20 protein-coding genes are annotated in these 14904 nt (G+C 46.1%); 9 read left to right on the plus strand and 11 right to left on the minus strand.

Features of this window, described 5'->3' with window-relative positions; genetic code table 11:
- Positions 1-29 precede the first annotated feature (29 nt).
- The gene (locus tag ICN26_RS08285) at positions 30-1757 is read left to right on the plus strand and encodes an ArnT family glycosyltransferase (protein ID WP_216267976.1); all 1728 of its coding nucleotides are present in this window, start codon (positions 30-32) and stop codon (positions 1755-1757) included.
- 3 nt (positions 1758-1760) lie between these two features.
- Entirely contained in the window at positions 1761-3152 is a 1392-nt protein-coding gene (locus ICN26_RS08290; RefSeq protein ID WP_216267977.1) for an MATE family efflux transporter, read from the plus strand.
- Positions 3153-3166: 14 nt separating this feature from the next.
- Here the strand turns inward: ICN26_RS08290 and ICN26_RS08295 are convergent, their stop codons facing one another.
- The 5 genes from ICN26_RS08295 to ICN26_RS08315 all read right to left on the minus strand — a co-directional run bounded on the left by ICN26_RS08295 (position 3167) and on the right by ICN26_RS08315 (position 6001).
- Positions 3167-3655, minus strand: coding sequence for a glycine zipper family protein (locus ICN26_RS08295; RefSeq protein WP_216267978.1), 489 nt, complete (start codon positions 3653-3655; stop codon positions 3167-3169).
- Positions 3656-3690: 35 nt separating this feature from the next.
- Positions 3691-4179, minus strand: a complete 489-nt coding sequence (locus ICN26_RS08300) for a hypothetical protein (RefSeq protein WP_255534448.1) — start codon at positions 4177-4179, stop codon at positions 3691-3693.
- 109 nt (positions 4180-4288) lie between these two features.
- A complete protein-coding gene (locus ICN26_RS08305; protein WP_216267979.1) occupies positions 4289-5269 on the minus strand; it encodes a Bug family tripartite tricarboxylate transporter substrate binding protein in 981 nt (326 codons plus the stop codon).
- A 10-nt stretch (positions 5270-5279) separates the two neighbouring features.
- Positions 5280-5843: a disulfide bond formation protein B gene (locus ICN26_RS08310; RefSeq protein WP_216267980.1), complete on the minus strand. Its 564-nt coding sequence runs from the start codon at positions 5841-5843 to the stop codon at positions 5280-5282.
- 5 nt (positions 5844-5848) lie between these two features.
- On the minus strand, positions 5849-6001 hold the full coding sequence (locus ICN26_RS08315; RefSeq protein WP_216267981.1) for a DUF5993 family protein: 153 nt from the start codon (positions 5999-6001) through the stop codon (positions 5849-5851).
- 80 nt (positions 6002-6081) lie between these two features.
- Here ICN26_RS08315 and ICN26_RS08320 point away from each other — a divergent pair, with 80 nt between their 5' ends.
- Entirely contained in the window at positions 6082-6855 is a 774-nt protein-coding gene (locus ICN26_RS08320; RefSeq protein WP_216267982.1) for an enoyl-CoA hydratase/isomerase family protein, read from the plus strand.
- A gap of 31 nt (positions 6856-6886) precedes the next feature.
- Here the strand turns inward: ICN26_RS08320 and ICN26_RS08325 are convergent, their stop codons facing one another.
- From ICN26_RS08325 to ICN26_RS08345, 5 genes are all read right to left on the minus strand, one after another.
- Positions 6887-7939 (minus strand): alpha/beta fold hydrolase, encoded by a 1053-nt coding sequence (locus ICN26_RS08325; RefSeq protein ID WP_255534449.1) that lies wholly within the window; start codon positions 7937-7939, stop codon positions 6887-6889.
- Positions 7940-7960: 21 nt separating this feature from the next.
- Complete coding sequence (locus ICN26_RS08330; RefSeq protein ID WP_216267983.1) at positions 7961-8653, minus strand: fumarylacetoacetate hydrolase family protein; 693 nt, start codon at positions 8651-8653, stop codon at positions 7961-7963.
- A gap of 90 nt (positions 8654-8743) precedes the next feature.
- On the minus strand, positions 8744-9013 hold the full coding sequence (locus ICN26_RS08335; RefSeq protein WP_216267984.1) for a SemiSWEET transporter: 270 nt from the start codon (positions 9011-9013) through the stop codon (positions 8744-8746).
- A gap of 4 nt (positions 9014-9017) precedes the next feature.
- A complete protein-coding gene (locus ICN26_RS08340) occupies positions 9018-9410 on the minus strand; it encodes a c-type cytochrome (RefSeq protein WP_216267985.1) in 393 nt (130 codons plus the stop codon).
- Positions 9411-9492: 82 nt separating this feature from the next.
- A complete protein-coding gene (locus ICN26_RS08345; RefSeq protein ID WP_216267986.1) occupies positions 9493-10518 on the minus strand; it encodes a substrate-binding domain-containing protein in 1026 nt (341 codons plus the stop codon).
- Positions 10519-10593: 75 nt separating this feature from the next.
- Between ICN26_RS08345 and ICN26_RS08350 the strand changes: the two genes are divergently transcribed.
- From ICN26_RS08350 to ICN26_RS08360, 3 genes are read left to right on the plus strand one after another with little or no spacing between them, the layout of a single operon-like run.
- Positions 10594-11415 carry an ABC transporter substrate-binding protein gene (locus ICN26_RS08350; protein WP_216267987.1) on the plus strand — a complete coding sequence of 274 codons (822 nt, stop codon included), beginning with the start codon at positions 10594-10596 and terminating at the stop codon, positions 11413-11415.
- A 5-nt stretch (positions 11416-11420) separates the two neighbouring features.
- Positions 11421-12296: an ABC transporter substrate-binding protein gene (locus tag ICN26_RS08355; protein ID WP_216267988.1), complete on the plus strand. Its 876-nt coding sequence runs from the start codon at positions 11421-11423 to the stop codon at positions 12294-12296.
- Positions 12297-12304: 8 nt separating this feature from the next.
- On the plus strand, positions 12305-12529 hold the full coding sequence (locus tag ICN26_RS08360) for a TOBE domain-containing protein (RefSeq protein WP_046330336.1): 225 nt from the start codon (positions 12305-12307) through the stop codon (positions 12527-12529).
- Between the two features lie 89 nt (positions 12530-12618).
- Here the strand turns inward: ICN26_RS08360 and ICN26_RS08365 are convergent, their stop codons facing one another.
- A complete protein-coding gene (locus ICN26_RS08365) occupies positions 12619-13200 on the minus strand; it encodes a hypothetical protein (protein WP_255534450.1) in 582 nt (193 codons plus the stop codon).
- 140 nt (positions 13201-13340) lie between these two features.
- On the opposite strand from ICN26_RS08365, the gene ICN26_RS08370 reads away from it, so the two are divergent.
- From ICN26_RS08370 to ICN26_RS08380, 3 genes are read left to right on the plus strand one after another with little or no spacing between them, the layout of a single operon-like run.
- On the plus strand, positions 13341-13796 hold the full coding sequence (locus tag ICN26_RS08370; RefSeq protein WP_216267989.1) for a GNAT family N-acetyltransferase: 456 nt from the start codon (positions 13341-13343) through the stop codon (positions 13794-13796).
- Positions 13797-13812: 16 nt separating this feature from the next.
- The gene (locus ICN26_RS08375) at positions 13813-14232 is read left to right on the plus strand and encodes a YbgC/FadM family acyl-CoA thioesterase (protein WP_216267990.1); all 420 of its coding nucleotides are present in this window, start codon (positions 13813-13815) and stop codon (positions 14230-14232) included.
- Between the two features lie 21 nt (positions 14233-14253).
- A complete protein-coding gene (locus tag ICN26_RS08380; protein ID WP_216267991.1) occupies positions 14254-14835 on the plus strand; it encodes a cysteine dioxygenase family protein in 582 nt (193 codons plus the stop codon).
- Positions 14836-14904: the final 69 nt, after the last annotated feature.

Here is a 14904-nt window from a genome sequence, read left to right on the forward strand (position 1 = left end):
TTTGCTGCCTTTTTTATTGCTAGTTTTATATGGTCAAACTCACCGCCGCCGCCACCACCTCTATTCCACGCGTCATTATTTTTGCGTTGACCTTGGTCTATGGTTTTGCCGGCCTCTTTGCGCGTGACCCCTGGAAGAACGAAGATGCCATTGGATTTGGTGGCATGTGGACTTTGCACAGTGGCAAAGCACTTGATTGGATTGTTCCGCACCTTGCGGGACGTGATGTTTCTCTTGGCGCACCCTTTCCCTACTGGCTAGGCGCCACCCTGATGGATTTGTTTGGTCCATTCATTGGCATGACTAATGCTGCGCGCCTCTATGCGGCAGTTTGCTTCTTTGCTGCTGCACTAGCCATTTGGTATGCGACTTATCTATTAGGACGCCGCCCAGAGGTTCAGCCGATGGTGCTGGCAGTTGGCGGTCAACCTGGTCGTAAAAATTACGGCATGACCATGGCTGATGGTGCGCTCTTGATTTTCTTAGCCTGCGTTGGACTTGCACAGCGTGCGCATGAGACTACGCCGATGATGGCGCAACTCATGGGCATCAGCATTGTCTTGTACGGCACAGTGCGCGGTTTAGATAAACCTTGGCAAGGCGGCTTATGGACTGGTCTTGGTATTGCGATCGTTGCCCTCTCAAGCAACCTTACCTTGAGCTTAATCATCGTGAGCTCCACCATCATTGCAGTACTCGCTAGCAATGCGAAGTTGCGCTTTCGCTGGACTTTAACCAGTACATTACTAGGTCTGATTGGTTTTGCGATTTGGCCGGCGCTTTGGTATTTAGGCGACTTGACTCCAGAGTGGCGCCATATCGCACAAGAGGGTTGGCGCAACATGCCAGAAATGCGCGCAACCCCTTCTATCGAATCACTAGGTTTTTTAAGCGTTAACTTCTGGGCCTACGCCTGGCCAGTTTGGCCCTTGGCTATCATCTCGCTCGCACACTGGGGTCGAGTAAAAGAGGCAGGCCAATGGCGCGCTCCACATCTGTGTATTCCGCTGAGTTTGTTTATTGGTTGCTTGATTTATGTTCTGTTCCGCTTAGAGGCAAACGAACATGACCTCATCATTTTGATTCCCAGTTTGTCGATCATTGCCGCATTTAGTTTGCCGATTCTCAAGCGCAACCTGATTAGCTTTATTGATTGGTTTGCGATGTTTAGCTTCACCATGATTGCATTGGCTATTTGGATTATTTGGCTTGCAAAAGTAACTGGCTTCCCAGAATCAACCGCTGCCAATTTGGCAAGACTGTTGCCGGGATTTCAGGCGCAATTTGATTACATTGGTTTTCTTGTTGCGCTTCTGATTACCGGCGTCTGGCTAGCAATTGTGCGCTGGAGAACTTCTCGCGCCCCTAAGGAAATCTGGCGCTGCCTCATCATCTCGGCCTCTGGCACCACCTTGATGTGGGTATTGTTGATGACTTTGTGGCTACCCACAATTAATTACGCCAAGACCTATCGCTATGTTTCTGATCGCTTAGTTCAAATTATTGCCAACACACCTGGCTGTATTGATACTACTAATCTGGGCTCAGCTCAATTAGCTTCATTTAGTTATTTCACAAAACTTCCTTTGCGTGATGATTCCAACTGCAATCTGATGCTGACTCACAGCTCATCAGAGGCCAAGGCATACGCCAGTCTCAATAAAAAGAAAATTGAATTACTTTGGGAAGATCGCCGTGCTTCCGATCGTGATGAGCGCCTGCGCCTCTATCAAATTACCCCTGCAGGTAAAGAATAAAACGTGTTGCACTTTAAATTATCGCGTTTGCGCGAGGATATTCCCTCCCTTCTCAAACTCGCTGGCCCACTACTGATTGGTCAGCTAGCCGTCATTACCTTTGGTGTTTTGGATACCGCAATGACTGCACGTTATTCTGCCGATGACTTAGCTGCTCTGGCGATGGCTTCAGCAATCTTTATTAGTGTCTATGTTGGCCTCACTGGTGTGATCTCTGCTCTCGCCCCAATTGCCGGACAACTCTTTGGAGCCAAGCGTTTTGGTGAGATTGGTGAGGAAGTGCGCCAAGCAACTTGGCTCGCTCTTGGGCTCACCTTATTTGGTACTGCGATCTTGCTCAATGCAGATCACTTACTAGAAATCTCTCAAGTAACATCAGATATTGAAGGCAAGGCCAAGTTGTATCTCCATATCCTAGCAATTGGTTTGCCGGCCAGCATGGCAATGCGCGTACTCATGGCGCTTCACAATGCGGTTTCAAGACCCACCGTCATTACCGTAGTGCAGCTGATTGGCTTGGGCTTAAAACTGCCACTCAATCTCTTATTTATTTATGGTGGCTTTGGGATTGAAGGTATGGGCGGACCTGGTTGTGCAGTTGCTACTGTCATCATCAATTGGTTTTGGCTCATCATCACACTAGGCTTTGTACTCTTTGATAGCTTTTATAAGCCATTCAAAATCTTTGAACACTTTAGTTGGCCTGACTGGCATCGCATCTGGACTCTTCTGAAATTGGGTGCGCCCATTGGCTTTAGCTATTTAATTGAAGTGACATCATTCACTTTCATGTCACTCTTTATTGCGCGTCTTGGTACCACTGCTTTAGCTGGCCATCAAATTGTGGCTAATATGGGAACGGTGATTTACATGGTGCCCCTGTCCCTATCGATTGCTACGATGACTTTGGTATCTCAATCTATTGGCGCAGATAAACAAGAGCGTGCAGAAGAAATTGGCTGGTCGTCGGTTTTCTTCACAACAACTTTGTGTGTTTTTATTGGTGTGATGGTGTGGATTTTTAGAGTGCAATTATTAGATCTTTATGATCCGCCGGACGAGGTGAAGGCATTCTCTATTCCCCTCTTTTTGTTTATTGCTTTTTACCAACTCTTTGATGCCTTGCAAGTGACTGCAGCCTTTATTCTGCGCGCCTATCGCATTGCCTTCTGGCCTATGCTGATTTATGCAGGCTCACTTTGGGGTGTAGGCTTAGGCGGTGGATATTTGATGGGCTTTAATGTATTTGGTAATACCCCGGAGTTTTTGCAAGGTGCCAATGGCTTTTGGGCTGGCAATAGTATGAGCTTAGGATTAGCTGCACTGTTATTGCTCTACCTTTTTAGAAGAACGGCGGCACGCTTTGAGAAAACACATCCGCCGGTTCAGGTCTGATTTAAGTCAATGTTTTACTGAATCGGTTTAAATCCACTGCTTGGAGGTCTGTAGTTAGAGCCCCCTCCCTGTGATGAATAACTCGGTACCTGATTACCTTTGGAGTACATGCACTGCTGATAAGCGATGTTGTATTGAGCCTGCGCTTGGTTTTGTTTACCAGAGGCATTCATAGCACCCATGGCTGCGCCACCAAGCAAGCCAATGCCAGCACCAGTGCCGATGTTCTGACTGCTACCCCCCTGAATGACAGCACCCGCTGCAGCGCCGATAGCTGCGCCAATAGCAGCACTAGTTGCACCCTCTTTTAAGGAAGCATTACTGGTGTCTTTAATCGCATTTGCGGCAAAATCACGGCACTGCTGATCCTCCTGCTGAAACACATCAAATGGCTTGCCTTCACGCGGCATGATGGCGATCGTTGGGCCAGTTGGCGCGGAGACACAAGCAGCTAAAGAGGCTAAAGAGCTGATGATGGCCAAAGTCAGTACAGCACGTTTCATATTCAATCCTTCAATCGGGGCAATGAGTTAATTAATTAGTTTTGTCTCTGCTGCCTGGTAGGCGTACTACCAGATGGCGGCATTGCTGGCTGAGTCTGCCAACCTGATGAACAGCTTTGTACATATGGAAAATATTGCCCACTCGCTTCGCAGTAATACCAAACTGGGGCTTGAGGCTGAGAAGCCAAGACCATAGGCTGTTGAGGGGCTGCATAGCTCACCACGGGTGGCGCTGCATAAACCACGGGTGGCGCATAGTACCCAGCAGCATAAGGGTAGCCATAGCCAGGGCCGTAATATCCGCCACGCCAGCCCGGACCCCATCCACCGCCATAACCTGGGCCATATGCTGCAGGACGCCAACCGCCACCATAGCCGCCGCCCCCAACGGAGACGGCCCAACCGACATTACCTGCCTGAGCTGGTGCCGACGCCGATATGAGCGCCAGTAATCCAGCTGCCGTGAGGAGCGCTAGCATCACTTTAGAGATGCTGAATTTGTATTGCAGTTGAGCTGTATTCATAGTGGACCCCTTCAATTGGTCGCCTCCTACTATCTTTAACGCTTCACCTAAATCTAGGCTGACAGGAATTAGGCTTTTATTGAGATATTTATTACTTTGCTACTAGGAACTACTGCTCTAATTTTGCGCCTGATTTGTAAATAACCCTACCCCATTTATTCGTCTCGGATTGGATCAACTTATCAAGCGCTTGGGGGCTGCCTGGCGCTGGCTCCAAACCACTGGCACGGAGCTTGTTTTTAACTTCGAATTGATTGAGGGTTTGGCGAGTTAAGGCATTTAAACGCTTTTGTAAGGCTGAAGGTAAATTTGCTGGCGCCATAAGAGAAAACCACGATGTAGCCTCAAAGCCAGGTAAGCCTTCTTCTACCATGGTCGGAATCTCTGGAGCTACTGGTGAGCGTTTGAGAGTCGTTACTGCTAAAGCCTGAACCTCTCCTGCCTTAATCAAAGGCAAGGATGAGGACAGGTTATCAAACAGCATTGAAATACGTCCACTAATCAGATCTGGTAGGGATTGAGCTCTACCTTTATATGGAATATGACGAATCTGCACTCCCGTCATTTCTTTAAAAAGTTCGCCAGACATATGCAATGAAGTGCCGACACCAGAGGAGCCAAAAGTCAGCTCATTCGGTTTGGCTTTAGCGAGTTCAATCAGCTCCTGAAGATTATTGACGCCCAACTTCTTATTGACCACCAGTACATTGGGGGTGCTCGCTAAAAAACTAATGGGCGTGAAATCATTGATCGGATGAAAAGATAACTTGTCATAGAGAGCACCGTTGATTGCATGTATGCCTACAGTTCCGATGAGGAGTGTGTAGCCATCCGGTTCGCTCTTGGCTACCAGCTCAGCACCGATGTTGCCGCCATAACCAGGTCGATTTTCTACTACTACTGGTACGTCTAGACTCTTCTGCCAACTCTCAGCCAGTACACGCGCCAAAATATCGGGCGCCCCACCAGGAGTGAAGGTCACCACAATTTTGATGGCCTGTTTAGGCCAAGCAGTATCGACTTTGCCTGTTTGGGAATGAGCGAAATGATTCAGACCCAAGAAAACTAGCAGGGCTAGAAAACACTTCATAGGCACCGACTTAAAAACCAAAACGCGTGCGCAACCAAATCCATCCCTCATATTTAAGGGGATCATCAGCACAAGGGCCGATGCCGCATTCCAACAAAGTGGAAGCTAGGTTAGCAAATACTAAAACAATAAATAGAATGATTAATGTATTGGCAAGCAGTGAACGCGAGCGCACGTCTCGGTTAGGCAACATCAATAGAATTGCTAGCCCTGCAATAAGCCCAAGATAAGCTACAAAGGCCCAAGTGTAAAAGTGCAACTCTAAGAAGGTGGCACCAAATCCTTTGTCTCCCGGTAAAACATGCAAGAGCACTTGGCGCAAAGACACCATCATGCCCACCAAGCCGCCGATGATGCCCCAGCCATAGTGAGCAGAATGCGCTCCACAACGAATATTGAGCACCAATGCAAAGCCAATAATCACAAAACCCATGCGCTGCATCAGACACAGTGGGCATGGCAGTTCACCGAAATACAGTTGGTCGACAAAGGCATAAGACAACATGCCAATAATCGCAGTTAAAGCCAGCTGATTACCAAGACCTGCCAAAGAAGGAAAAGAATGCTTACTCATCTTCTTTAGAAATTAAGATTGAGATGACTGTTCGCATGAATGCGGAACCAGAACATCAAAATACCGACGGTGATAGCAAGTACGAATAGACCTGCCAGACGCTTCTCAAACCACACAAGGACAAGGCCGATAAAGGCTGTCAGGAAAGGTAGAAACATATACATGAATGAATTTTATCGCAGGTCGATCCAGACTCAATAACAAGTGACTCAAAGGGTCTTTTGTTTAGAATGGGATCATGAAATCCATCCCACCCTGCATCGACCTTCAGCTTGATGGCTCTATTGCTCGAATCACCTTCAATAATCCCACTGCACGTAATGCCTTGACGTGGCCAATGTATGAAGAACTTAAGCGAATTTGCGATGCGATAGCCAATACGCCAGAAATCAGAGTGGCTATTTTTAGAGGCGCTGGCGATAAAGCCTTTGTGTCAGGTAGCGACATACAGCAATTTGTAGATCTCCAAAAAGATGAACCTTATGAAGTTGCCGTAGATGCTATCTTTCACTCTCTCCAACATTTGCCTATTCCGACAATTGCACTCATCGAAGGATTAGCAGTAGGTAGCGGCTTACTCATTGCTACTGCATGTGATTTCAGAATATCGACTGATGATGCGCGCTTTGGTATTCCAGTTGCAAAGACTTTAGGTAACTGTCTATCGCCTAGCAATCTATCTTGGATCGCTTATCACTTAGGTGTGCCAATGGTAAAGCGCATGTTACTCACTGCAGAACTCATTAAAGCGCCCGAGTTACTCAACTCAGGCTACCTATATCAAACCACTTCGCCTGATGCTATTAGAGAGGTCACTGAAGTCTTGGCGAATAAATTAGCAGCACTCGCGCCAATTACACAAAAGGCGAGCAAAGTCACCTTGGCACGCTTGATGGAGAGCAACTTACCGAATTGCACTGAACTCATGCGCGAGACTTACAACAGCGTCGACTTCAAAGAAGGAGTCAATGCCTTCCTTGAAGGGCGCCCGCCTCAGTGGCTTGGCAAGTAAAGCTCGGTCACCATATCGATGGCCGCCTGATTTAGGATTTCGAGTTTAAGAAATCCACTACCGTCTGAACAAAAATATCCGGTACTTCAATATGGGGAATATGTCCGACATTGTCCAAGGGCACTAACTTAGCATTCGGAATCGCCTGCGCCGCTTTACGACCTAACTCAGGAAAATTACCTAAAGACTTGACTGCTTCAGGAGGAGCAAAGCGGCGACCAAATACCGTTCTATCTTTTTGGCCAATCACTAGCAATACCGGCATCTTCAGTTGAGGCAAGTCACCTACTACTGGTTTTTCAGCAATCATCTGATAAGTTAACACCGAGGTCTTTGCAAAGGCTGGGTAATCAGGTCCTTTTTGAATCCGGACATAGACCTCTAGAAACTGTTCAAAGCTTGGTTGCCATACTGGGAAATAAGACTGCAAGAAACGGCGATAGCTAGTTTCTGTTTGTGCCATTTCCAACTTCAGTAAGTTGTCATTAGTCTGTGGCGGAATGTCTTTACTGTAGTCCTCAAGACCCAATGGGTTTTCTAAGATCAGTTTCTGGATAGTTTTAGGATAAAGGCGCGCAAACCGAATGCCCACCATGCCACCCATCGAGTTGGCAATCACTGAAGTCTTTGTGACACCAAGCGATTTCAACAAAGCTTGTGTGTTCTGGGCAAGATCATCAAAGTGATATGCGACATCTGGCTTGGAAGATTTTCCAAAACCAATTTGATCCGGAGCAATGACTCGATAGCCTGCCGCAGTCAAACCTTTGATCGTAGGCGCCCAATAATCGCTTGAGAAGTTCTTCCCATGAAACAAAACTACCGCACCCTTCTGCTTACCAACTGCAGGCACATCCATATAAATCATGCTGGCGGGCTGCCCTTGAAGAGAAGTTTTAAATTCTTTGGTGGGATAGGGGTAAGGCCAAGCACTGAGGCGCAAATCTAAAGGACTTGCATTGGCATAGCGACTGGGTGGTGGAGCCTCCGCTTTAGGCTGATCAACAGATGTACAGGCCGAGAGGAAGACTCCGCCCACACACATCACCAAAGCGATTCCCAGTGTCTTTATTTTCATCTCCATCCCTCTATCTCTTTTAACTATTTATACGATCTTGATTTTCAGTGGGCTGAGACCTTCAACCGATCCCTCAAGTACATCACCTTTTTTCACAGGACCCACGCCTGCAGGTGTACCAGACATAATCAAATCACCTGGCTCAAGTGTGAACAAAGTAGAAAGGTACGCAATGGTGTCAGGAACATTCCAGATCAGTTGGTTTAAGTCGCCCTCTTGGCGCACTTCACCATTGACCAAGAGCTTGACTGTGCCTTTAGTGGGGTGACCAAACTGAGTGGCAGGTGTCAGCGCTGCACAGGGGGCGGATTGATCAAATGCTTTACCGGTATCCCAAGGGCGACCCATTTTTTTTGCCTCACCTTGCAAATCACGACGAGTCATATCCAACCCAACTCCGTAACCATAAACATGCTCAAACGCTTTATCCGCAGGAATATTGGCGCCGCCCTTACCAATCGCGACAACCATCTCAATCTCATGGTGTACATCATTTGACAAGTTTGGATATTGCATATCTTTACCGTCGGTCACAATTGAGTTGGCCGGCTTCATAAAAAAGAATGGCGGCTCACGATCGGGGTCATGACCCATCTCACGGGCATGATCAGCATAGTTACGGCCAACGCAATAGATGCGATTCACCGCAAAACGGCGGGTATCACCTACTACGGGTAGCGATGGAATGATGGGGGGATCAATAACGTATGCAGTGCTCATGATGACCTTTGTAATGAATGTCTAATTTTTAATAACTCTGATCTAAATAAATTATGACATTACTTGAATCAATGTCATTGCTGCCCCTCACTAACCCTTGCTTCGGAGTTTGAGCATTAAGATGCTCAGAGCCAAGGCAAAGGTCAAGGCGTTAGCTAGAATCAAAGGCCACTTCTCAATAATGAGCCCGTAGATAAGCCACAAACCTACCCCAGCGGTAAATAGGCTATACATTCCCACTGAGATCCCAGAAAGATCTCGGGTACGCCAGGATTGAACAGCCTGAGGCAGAAAGGCAATCGTCGTTAAAAATGCAGCGCAGTAGCCAATGATCTCAATCTGATGTGGCAGTAAAGTCATGCGCTTACGGCTTCTTATTCAGACTCGCTTTACGCGCTTCAATTTCCTTGTTGATGGCTGCTAGGGTTTTTGCGTCAGGAGTCTTCCAGTTACCACCGGCCTTATTGACCATATAAGCCACTGCATCTGCGAATCCCTCCACCGAGAGGTTGGGATTGCCGCCTTTAGCGGGCATTCCTCTCACGCCAACATAACCATGTGCAGTGAGGATGACCTGACCTTCGGCAATCAATGGGGCCCACTGAGCTTTATCACCAAACTTAGGAGCCTTCAGAACGCCAGCGCCATGGCAGGCTGCGCAGACTTGCTTATAAGTGTTCTCACCAGGTTCAGCAAAGGCGGCTAATGGGGAGAAAAAACAAGCGGCAAGAATAAAGGGGCGAAGGAGCGATTTCATGGGTAGCTTCTCTGAGATAAGTGGGTATGACTCATAATTTATCTCATTTTTCAATCGGCGTACTCATTTAGGCTTGCGCTAGTTAAAGCCAACCTGCAATCTGCCGCTTGAGCCCGATCGACTTATAGCCTGGACTAGCGCTGGAAAGAACCCGGATTTTCCGAATCAGTTTTGCGAAATCGGTATTCAGACTCAGGTCCTTGTTCATGGCAAGAAAGAAGATTTCATCTTTCAATTGAATGAAATCTAGCCCATTCTCCAATGCAATACTTTTGACACCCATGCCGGCATCTGCTTTTTTAGCCAATATCGCTGTAGCAATTGCGGAGTGGGTGAACTCTTCATTTTCGTAACCCTTAATGCCCTGCGCATCAATACCTTCCTTAGCCAAAATAGTATCTAGAAGCAAACGTGTACCAGATCCTTTTTGGCGATTAATAAAGCGAATTTTGGGTCTTAGTAAATCTTTAGGAGAAATAATATTGAGTGGATTTCCTTTGGCCACCAACAGACCTTGTACACGCTTCATTACAGGGAATATTTGCATCCCCTCTTTTTGCAGTTGCTTGGAAATAATCAAGGAACTTTTGGGATCTGAAACGTGGTAGCCGGCAATATCAACTTCATAATTTTGTAGTCGCTCTAAAGCCTCGCCCGATCCAGCAGTAATGAGTTCAAAGCCACCAATATTTAAAACCGCTTTCTGAATGATCGGATCACTACTACTAGCAAAGCGCCATTGTTTTTTGGCCTTCACCCTAAATTGAGCAAAGCCTTCCTCTAGGTGCGACAGGCTGGATTGCCCTAATCGCATCGTCTTTTGATCAAAGTCTTCGGTAAATTGAATCAAGTATCTTGCGTATTCTGATAATTGAGAGCCATGTCCCCTCACGCGATCCATCAACTTAAATCCTAAGGCCAGCTCTACATCATTGAGTTTTTGCCAAACATTTCTATAAGAAAGCCCCATTTTTTTACAGGCAGACATCAGCGTTTTACCGTGATCAATGTCTTTTAATAAGGCAGTCAACCACACCAAATCCACCACAGCTGGATCTTTAGCATTCTTATTTCCAAAAACGAGGGTTGGCCGAATCTGAATTCTCATATGTAATTTTTTGCATATTGATGTTTTGTAATATGACAAATCTTAACCGAACCTACCTTATGGAGCTCTACTCAAATGAAATTCTCACTGAACCGATTAATGGCAAGCAGTATTGCTGCACTGATGCTGATCAGCAGCTCAGCTTACGCACAAGAGAAAAGTATTGTCCTTTCCTCAACGACCTCCACAGAGCAATCTGGTCTTTTTGGATTTATCTTGCCGATCTTCAAAATGAAGAGCGGGATTGATGTCAAAGTAGTTGCTGTTGGAACTGGTCAGGCCCTAGACATTGGACGTCGTGGCGATGCAGATGTCGTGTTTGTTCATGACAAACCTGCCGAAGAAAAATTTGTTGCTGAGGGCTTTGCTACAAAACGTATTGAAGTCATGTACAACGACTTTGTCTTGATTGGACCTAAGTCAGATCCAGCCAAAATTGGCGGTGGCAAGGACATCAAAGTCGCATTTCAAAAGATCGCTACAGCACAGGCACCATTCGTATCCCGTGGTGACAAAAGTGGTACACATGCGGCTGAATTGCGTTACTGGAAAGATGCTGCTGTCACGGTGGCTCCAAGTGCTTGGTACAAAGAAACGGGCTCAGGTATGGGTCCAGCATTAAATACTGCTTCAGCAATGAATGGCTACATCTTGGCTGATCGTGCTACTTGGCTTTCATTTAAGAACCGTGGCGATTTAACAATCCTAGTTCAAGGTGACCCAAAGCTATTTAATCAATATGGCGTGATGTTGGTAAGCCCAACTAAATTCCCACATGTGAAAAAAGCTGAAGGCCAAGAATTCATTGATTGGATTACTTCTAAAAATGGTCAAGACGTGATTGCCAGCTATCAAATTGGTGGCGAACAACTCTTCTTCCCGAACGCCAAGAAATAATGCATATGAAATATCCACATCTATTCACTAGCACCCTACTCACCACTTTGCTATTGGGACTTGGAATGCAAACGTCGACAGCGCAATCCAATCCGCCAAAAGTAGAGGCTACTTATGGTCAAGGTGCTAAGAGCTTTAAATTAGCCACTGGTAGCCCTGGTGAGTTGGGTTTACTACAACAACTTGGTGAGGCCTTTGATAAAAAAGAAGGTGCGCGCTTGGTGTGGATTAAGGCAGGAAGCGGCGCCTCCCTCAATTTGCTGAAAACGAAGCAAGTTGACATGATCATGGTGCATGCACCAGATGGGGTTAACAAGGCAATTGCTGAAGGATGGGCAACTGGTAGAACGCTGATTGGATCTAATGAGTTTTATATAGTGGGCCCTAAAGCCGATAAGGCCAAGATCCAATCTGCAAGTAGTGGTGCAGATGCTTATACAAAGATTGCGAAGACCCAAGCCAACTTTATCTCTCGAGGTGATAAATCGGGTACGCACCAAAAAGAAATGGATATTTGGAAAAAAGCGGGGGTCGTGCCAGAAGGTAATTGGTATATCGTAACCAATGACTTTATGACAGCATCACTCAAAAGAGCAAATACAGATAAAGCGTATTTCATGACAGATAGCAGCACTTGGGTGGCAGAGAAAAATATCGCTCCTGAGTTGCAAATTCTGTATCGAGGTGACCCTTACTTAGTCAATACCTATGATGCTTTAGTAGCACCTGTTGGTGCAACTGAAAATCGCGATATTGCCGCTAAGTTCATTCAGTTTGTAGCATCTGATGAAGGTCAGGCCATCATTCGCAATTATGGAAAAGCTCAGTACAAAGAAGCCCTCTACAATGACGCCGTCTACGCCAAACAATACGTCCAATAGGAGAAATCATGGAACTTAAAGTCAAACTCAGCGCACGCAATACTCTTAGCGGAAAAGTAGTTGAACTCAAAATGGGTCAAACTACCTCTCACGTTAAATTAGATATCGGTGCTGGTCATATTGTCACCGCCTCCATTACCAATGAGGCAGTTGACGAGTTAAATCTCAAGGTTGGAGATCAGGCTTGGGCGGTCATTAAAGCCTCTGATGTCATGATTGCTAAAGACGCTTAAGTGATTAGCTGGTGTGCAAAAGGCCCGCAATGCGGGCCTTTTTCTTTAGTACATCAGCACTAAGTCATGCTGAATCCATTATTGAATACTTACTTCTTTGGTGTTACGAAACCAATTGCTGTGTCGTCAACGAACTCAACCATCACGTCATCACCAGCCTTGAATTTCTCAAGACCTAAAACGCTTTGATCCACTTTCACTCTTTGCTTCTCACCTGATGGCAATGTGAATGTCACAACACGGGTTTTTGCATCGATTGTGCTAATTTTGACGGTTGCATAAACAGTATCAGTAGTCTCTTCAAATGGCTTAGCTGAACCTTTGCCAGAGATGACGACCGCACGGACACCTGAAATGCCAGGCTTGGCATCCTTAGGAGCGACAACTAAACCAACTGCAATCGCTTGAGCGTGCTCAACCACAAACAGATCGCCCTTCTTCACTTTATCCAAATCATTGACTTGCTTGGATACGTTCATTTGAGCCAAGTTACCGTTAGCGTCTTTTAGCACTACGATGCGCTTCTTTACGTCGACTGAATCAACAGTAGCAGTCAATACAACTGCTTCGGCTGCCAAAGGCAACATCTTTGCAGGAGCTTGAGCAAATACCGAGCTTGCAGCAATCAAACTGAGTGAGGCAACTAATGTAGCTAGTAAAGATTTCTTCAAAATAACTCCTAAATAAAGGTTTTAAGGGGCAATGCTAAGCAAAGCCACTAATCCATTCTAACCATGAAGTGAGTTACTTTTAAGTCTTAGAGACCACATTTACACCTTTAATGGGTGCAATTTGCTACATTGAAGCCCATATGACTGATTCGCAGATACCTATCGTGATCCTAATTAAAGCTTGGCAGGATGCCAAGCTAGATGCTTACTCCATTCGAAAGCGTGTCTTTATCGAGGAGCAAGGGGTTCCAGAAGAGATGGAGCTCGATGAATTCGACCTCAATGCTCAGCATGTACTTGCCTATGCAGACTCAGAATGCATAGGCACAGCTCGCCTTGTCACCCTAACTGGGAGTGTTGGAAGCATTGGAAGAATTGGACGTATGGCGATACTGCCAAAGCATCGAGGGGACGGCATTGGTAAACAACTACTGGGGGCTTTACTAAAAGCATGTCAATCTCAGAGTATTAAGCAAATAGAGCTGCATGCCCAAGTAACAGTGATCCCGTTTTACGAGCAATTTGGGTTTATTGCCCAAGGTGATATTTATGACGAAGCCGGCATTCCACATCGCGATATGATTCTACGTATCTAATAGTATTGAAATGATCATGACTCAAGTTAATCACCCCCCTTTTCTTTTTCGCGTTTGCTACTCTGATACCGATGCGGCAGGCTTCGTGTATCACGCTCGTTATCTAGAGATCTTTGAGCGCAGTCGCTCAGAGTGGCTTCAGCAACGAGGTTTAAGTCCAACAAAATTGGTGAGTGAGTTTGGTATTCTTCTTCCCGTTCGAGAGCTCACGATGAACTTTCATAGGCCAGGACGCTTGGATGATCTGTTAAGCATTGATCAGCTGATTGAACATCGAGGTCGCACTCAAATTGCAGTAAAACAAACCGCTAAACGAATTGTTACAGGTAGCGAGCCCGAGCTGATTGCCAGCGCTGTTCTTCATATTGTTTGTGTTGATACCACCACCCTTAAACCTAAGGGCCTTCCTGATTGGCTGTTTGCAGCTGATCAATAAGACTTCAATTTAGGAACATATATGCAAGAAGGAAAATTACTGAGCTTTGTAAAAGGTCTCGCAACGCTACTGGAAACCCATCCGAGTGAGGAGATCATTTTTTCCAAAGGTAAAAAACTCTTAGAAAACTTAATCCAGTCTGATGACTGGCTGTCAGAGGAGTTTTGTAAACCACACCCACAGTATTACCAGCAATACTTGCTGTATGCAGATCCATTAGATCGCTTTTCCGTAGTGAGCTTTGTATGGGGTCCTGGTCAAAAGACGCCGCTGCATAACCACACCGTCTGGGGAATGATTGGTCAGTTACGAGGGCAAGAACGTAGTGCCGATTATTACCGCCAGCCTGATGGCAGCTATCAAGCCGACGAGTCTTTCATTTGCAATCCAGGTCAAGTAGCCACTGTATCTCCCAATACACATGACATTCATGTAGTTGAGAACGCCTTGAGCGACCAAACCTCTATTAGCATCCATGTTTATGGTGGAAACATTGGCCGCATCGAACGAGCTGTGTTTGACCCCATTACAGGTGCAGAAAAATTATTTATCTCGGGGTATGCCAATTCTGTAACGCCAAATCTTTGGAATGCTGTTCAATAGCTTAAAATAGCAACTCTTTCTGCAAACACTGCAAGTGTGGCAGCTCACCCCATTGGCCGGGATAGTCGT

The organism is Polynucleobacter hallstattensis (assembly GCF_018881835.1).
Classification (GTDB): Bacteria; Pseudomonadota; Gammaproteobacteria; order Burkholderiales; family Burkholderiaceae; genus Polynucleobacter; species Polynucleobacter hallstattensis.

Coding starts and splice junctions, on each gene's coding strand:
- ICN26_RS08285 (WP_216267976.1), top strand. CDS start 30: ATGGTCAAACTCACCGCCGCCGCCACCACCTCTATTCCACGCGTCATT.
- ICN26_RS08295 (WP_216267978.1), bottom strand. CDS start 3,655: ATGAAACGTGCTGTACTGACTTTGGCCATCATCAGCTCTTTAGCCTCT.
- ICN26_RS08300 (WP_255534448.1), bottom strand. CDS start 4,179: ATGAATACAGCTCAACTGCAATACAAATTCAGCATCTCTAAAGTGATG.
- ICN26_RS08305 (WP_216267979.1), bottom strand. CDS start 5,269: ATGAAGTGTTTTCTAGCCCTGCTAGTTTTCTTGGGTCTGAATCATTTC.
- ICN26_RS08310 (WP_216267980.1), bottom strand. CDS start 5,843: ATGAGTAAGCATTCTTTTCCTTCTTTGGCAGGTCTTGGTAATCAGCTG.
- ICN26_RS08315 (WP_216267981.1), bottom strand. CDS start 6,001: ATGTTTCTACCTTTCCTGACAGCCTTTATCGGCCTTGTCCTTGTGTGG.
- ICN26_RS08320 (WP_216267982.1), top strand. CDS start 6,082: ATGAAATCCATCCCACCCTGCATCGACCTTCAGCTTGATGGCTCTATT.
- ICN26_RS08325 (WP_255534449.1), bottom strand. CDS start 7,939: ATGGAGATGAAAATAAAGACACTGGGAATCGCTTTGGTGATGTGTGTG.
- ICN26_RS08330 (WP_216267983.1), bottom strand. CDS start 8,653: ATGAGCACTGCATACGTTATTGATCCCCCCATCATTCCATCGCTACCC.
- ICN26_RS08335 (WP_216267984.1), bottom strand. CDS start 9,013: ATGACTTTACTGCCACATCAGATTGAGATCATTGGCTACTGCGCTGCA.
- ICN26_RS08340 (WP_216267985.1), bottom strand. CDS start 9,410: ATGAAATCGCTCCTTCGCCCCTTTATTCTTGCCGCTTGTTTTTTCTCC.
- ICN26_RS08345 (WP_216267986.1), bottom strand. CDS start 10,518: ATGAGAATTCAGATTCGGCCAACCCTCGTTTTTGGAAATAAGAATGCT.
- ICN26_RS08350 (WP_216267987.1), top strand. CDS start 10,594: ATGAAATTCTCACTGAACCGATTAATGGCAAGCAGTATTGCTGCACTG.
- ICN26_RS08355 (WP_216267988.1), top strand. CDS start 11,421: ATGAAATATCCACATCTATTCACTAGCACCCTACTCACCACTTTGCTA.
- ICN26_RS08360 (WP_046330336.1), top strand. CDS start 12,305: ATGGAACTTAAAGTCAAACTCAGCGCACGCAATACTCTTAGCGGAAAA.
- ICN26_RS08370 (WP_216267989.1), top strand. CDS start 13,341: ATGACTGATTCGCAGATACCTATCGTGATCCTAATTAAAGCTTGGCAG.
- ICN26_RS08375 (WP_216267990.1), top strand. CDS start 13,813: ATGACTCAAGTTAATCACCCCCCTTTTCTTTTTCGCGTTTGCTACTCT.
- ICN26_RS08380 (WP_216267991.1), top strand. CDS start 14,254: ATGCAAGAAGGAAAATTACTGAGCTTTGTAAAAGGTCTCGCAACGCTA.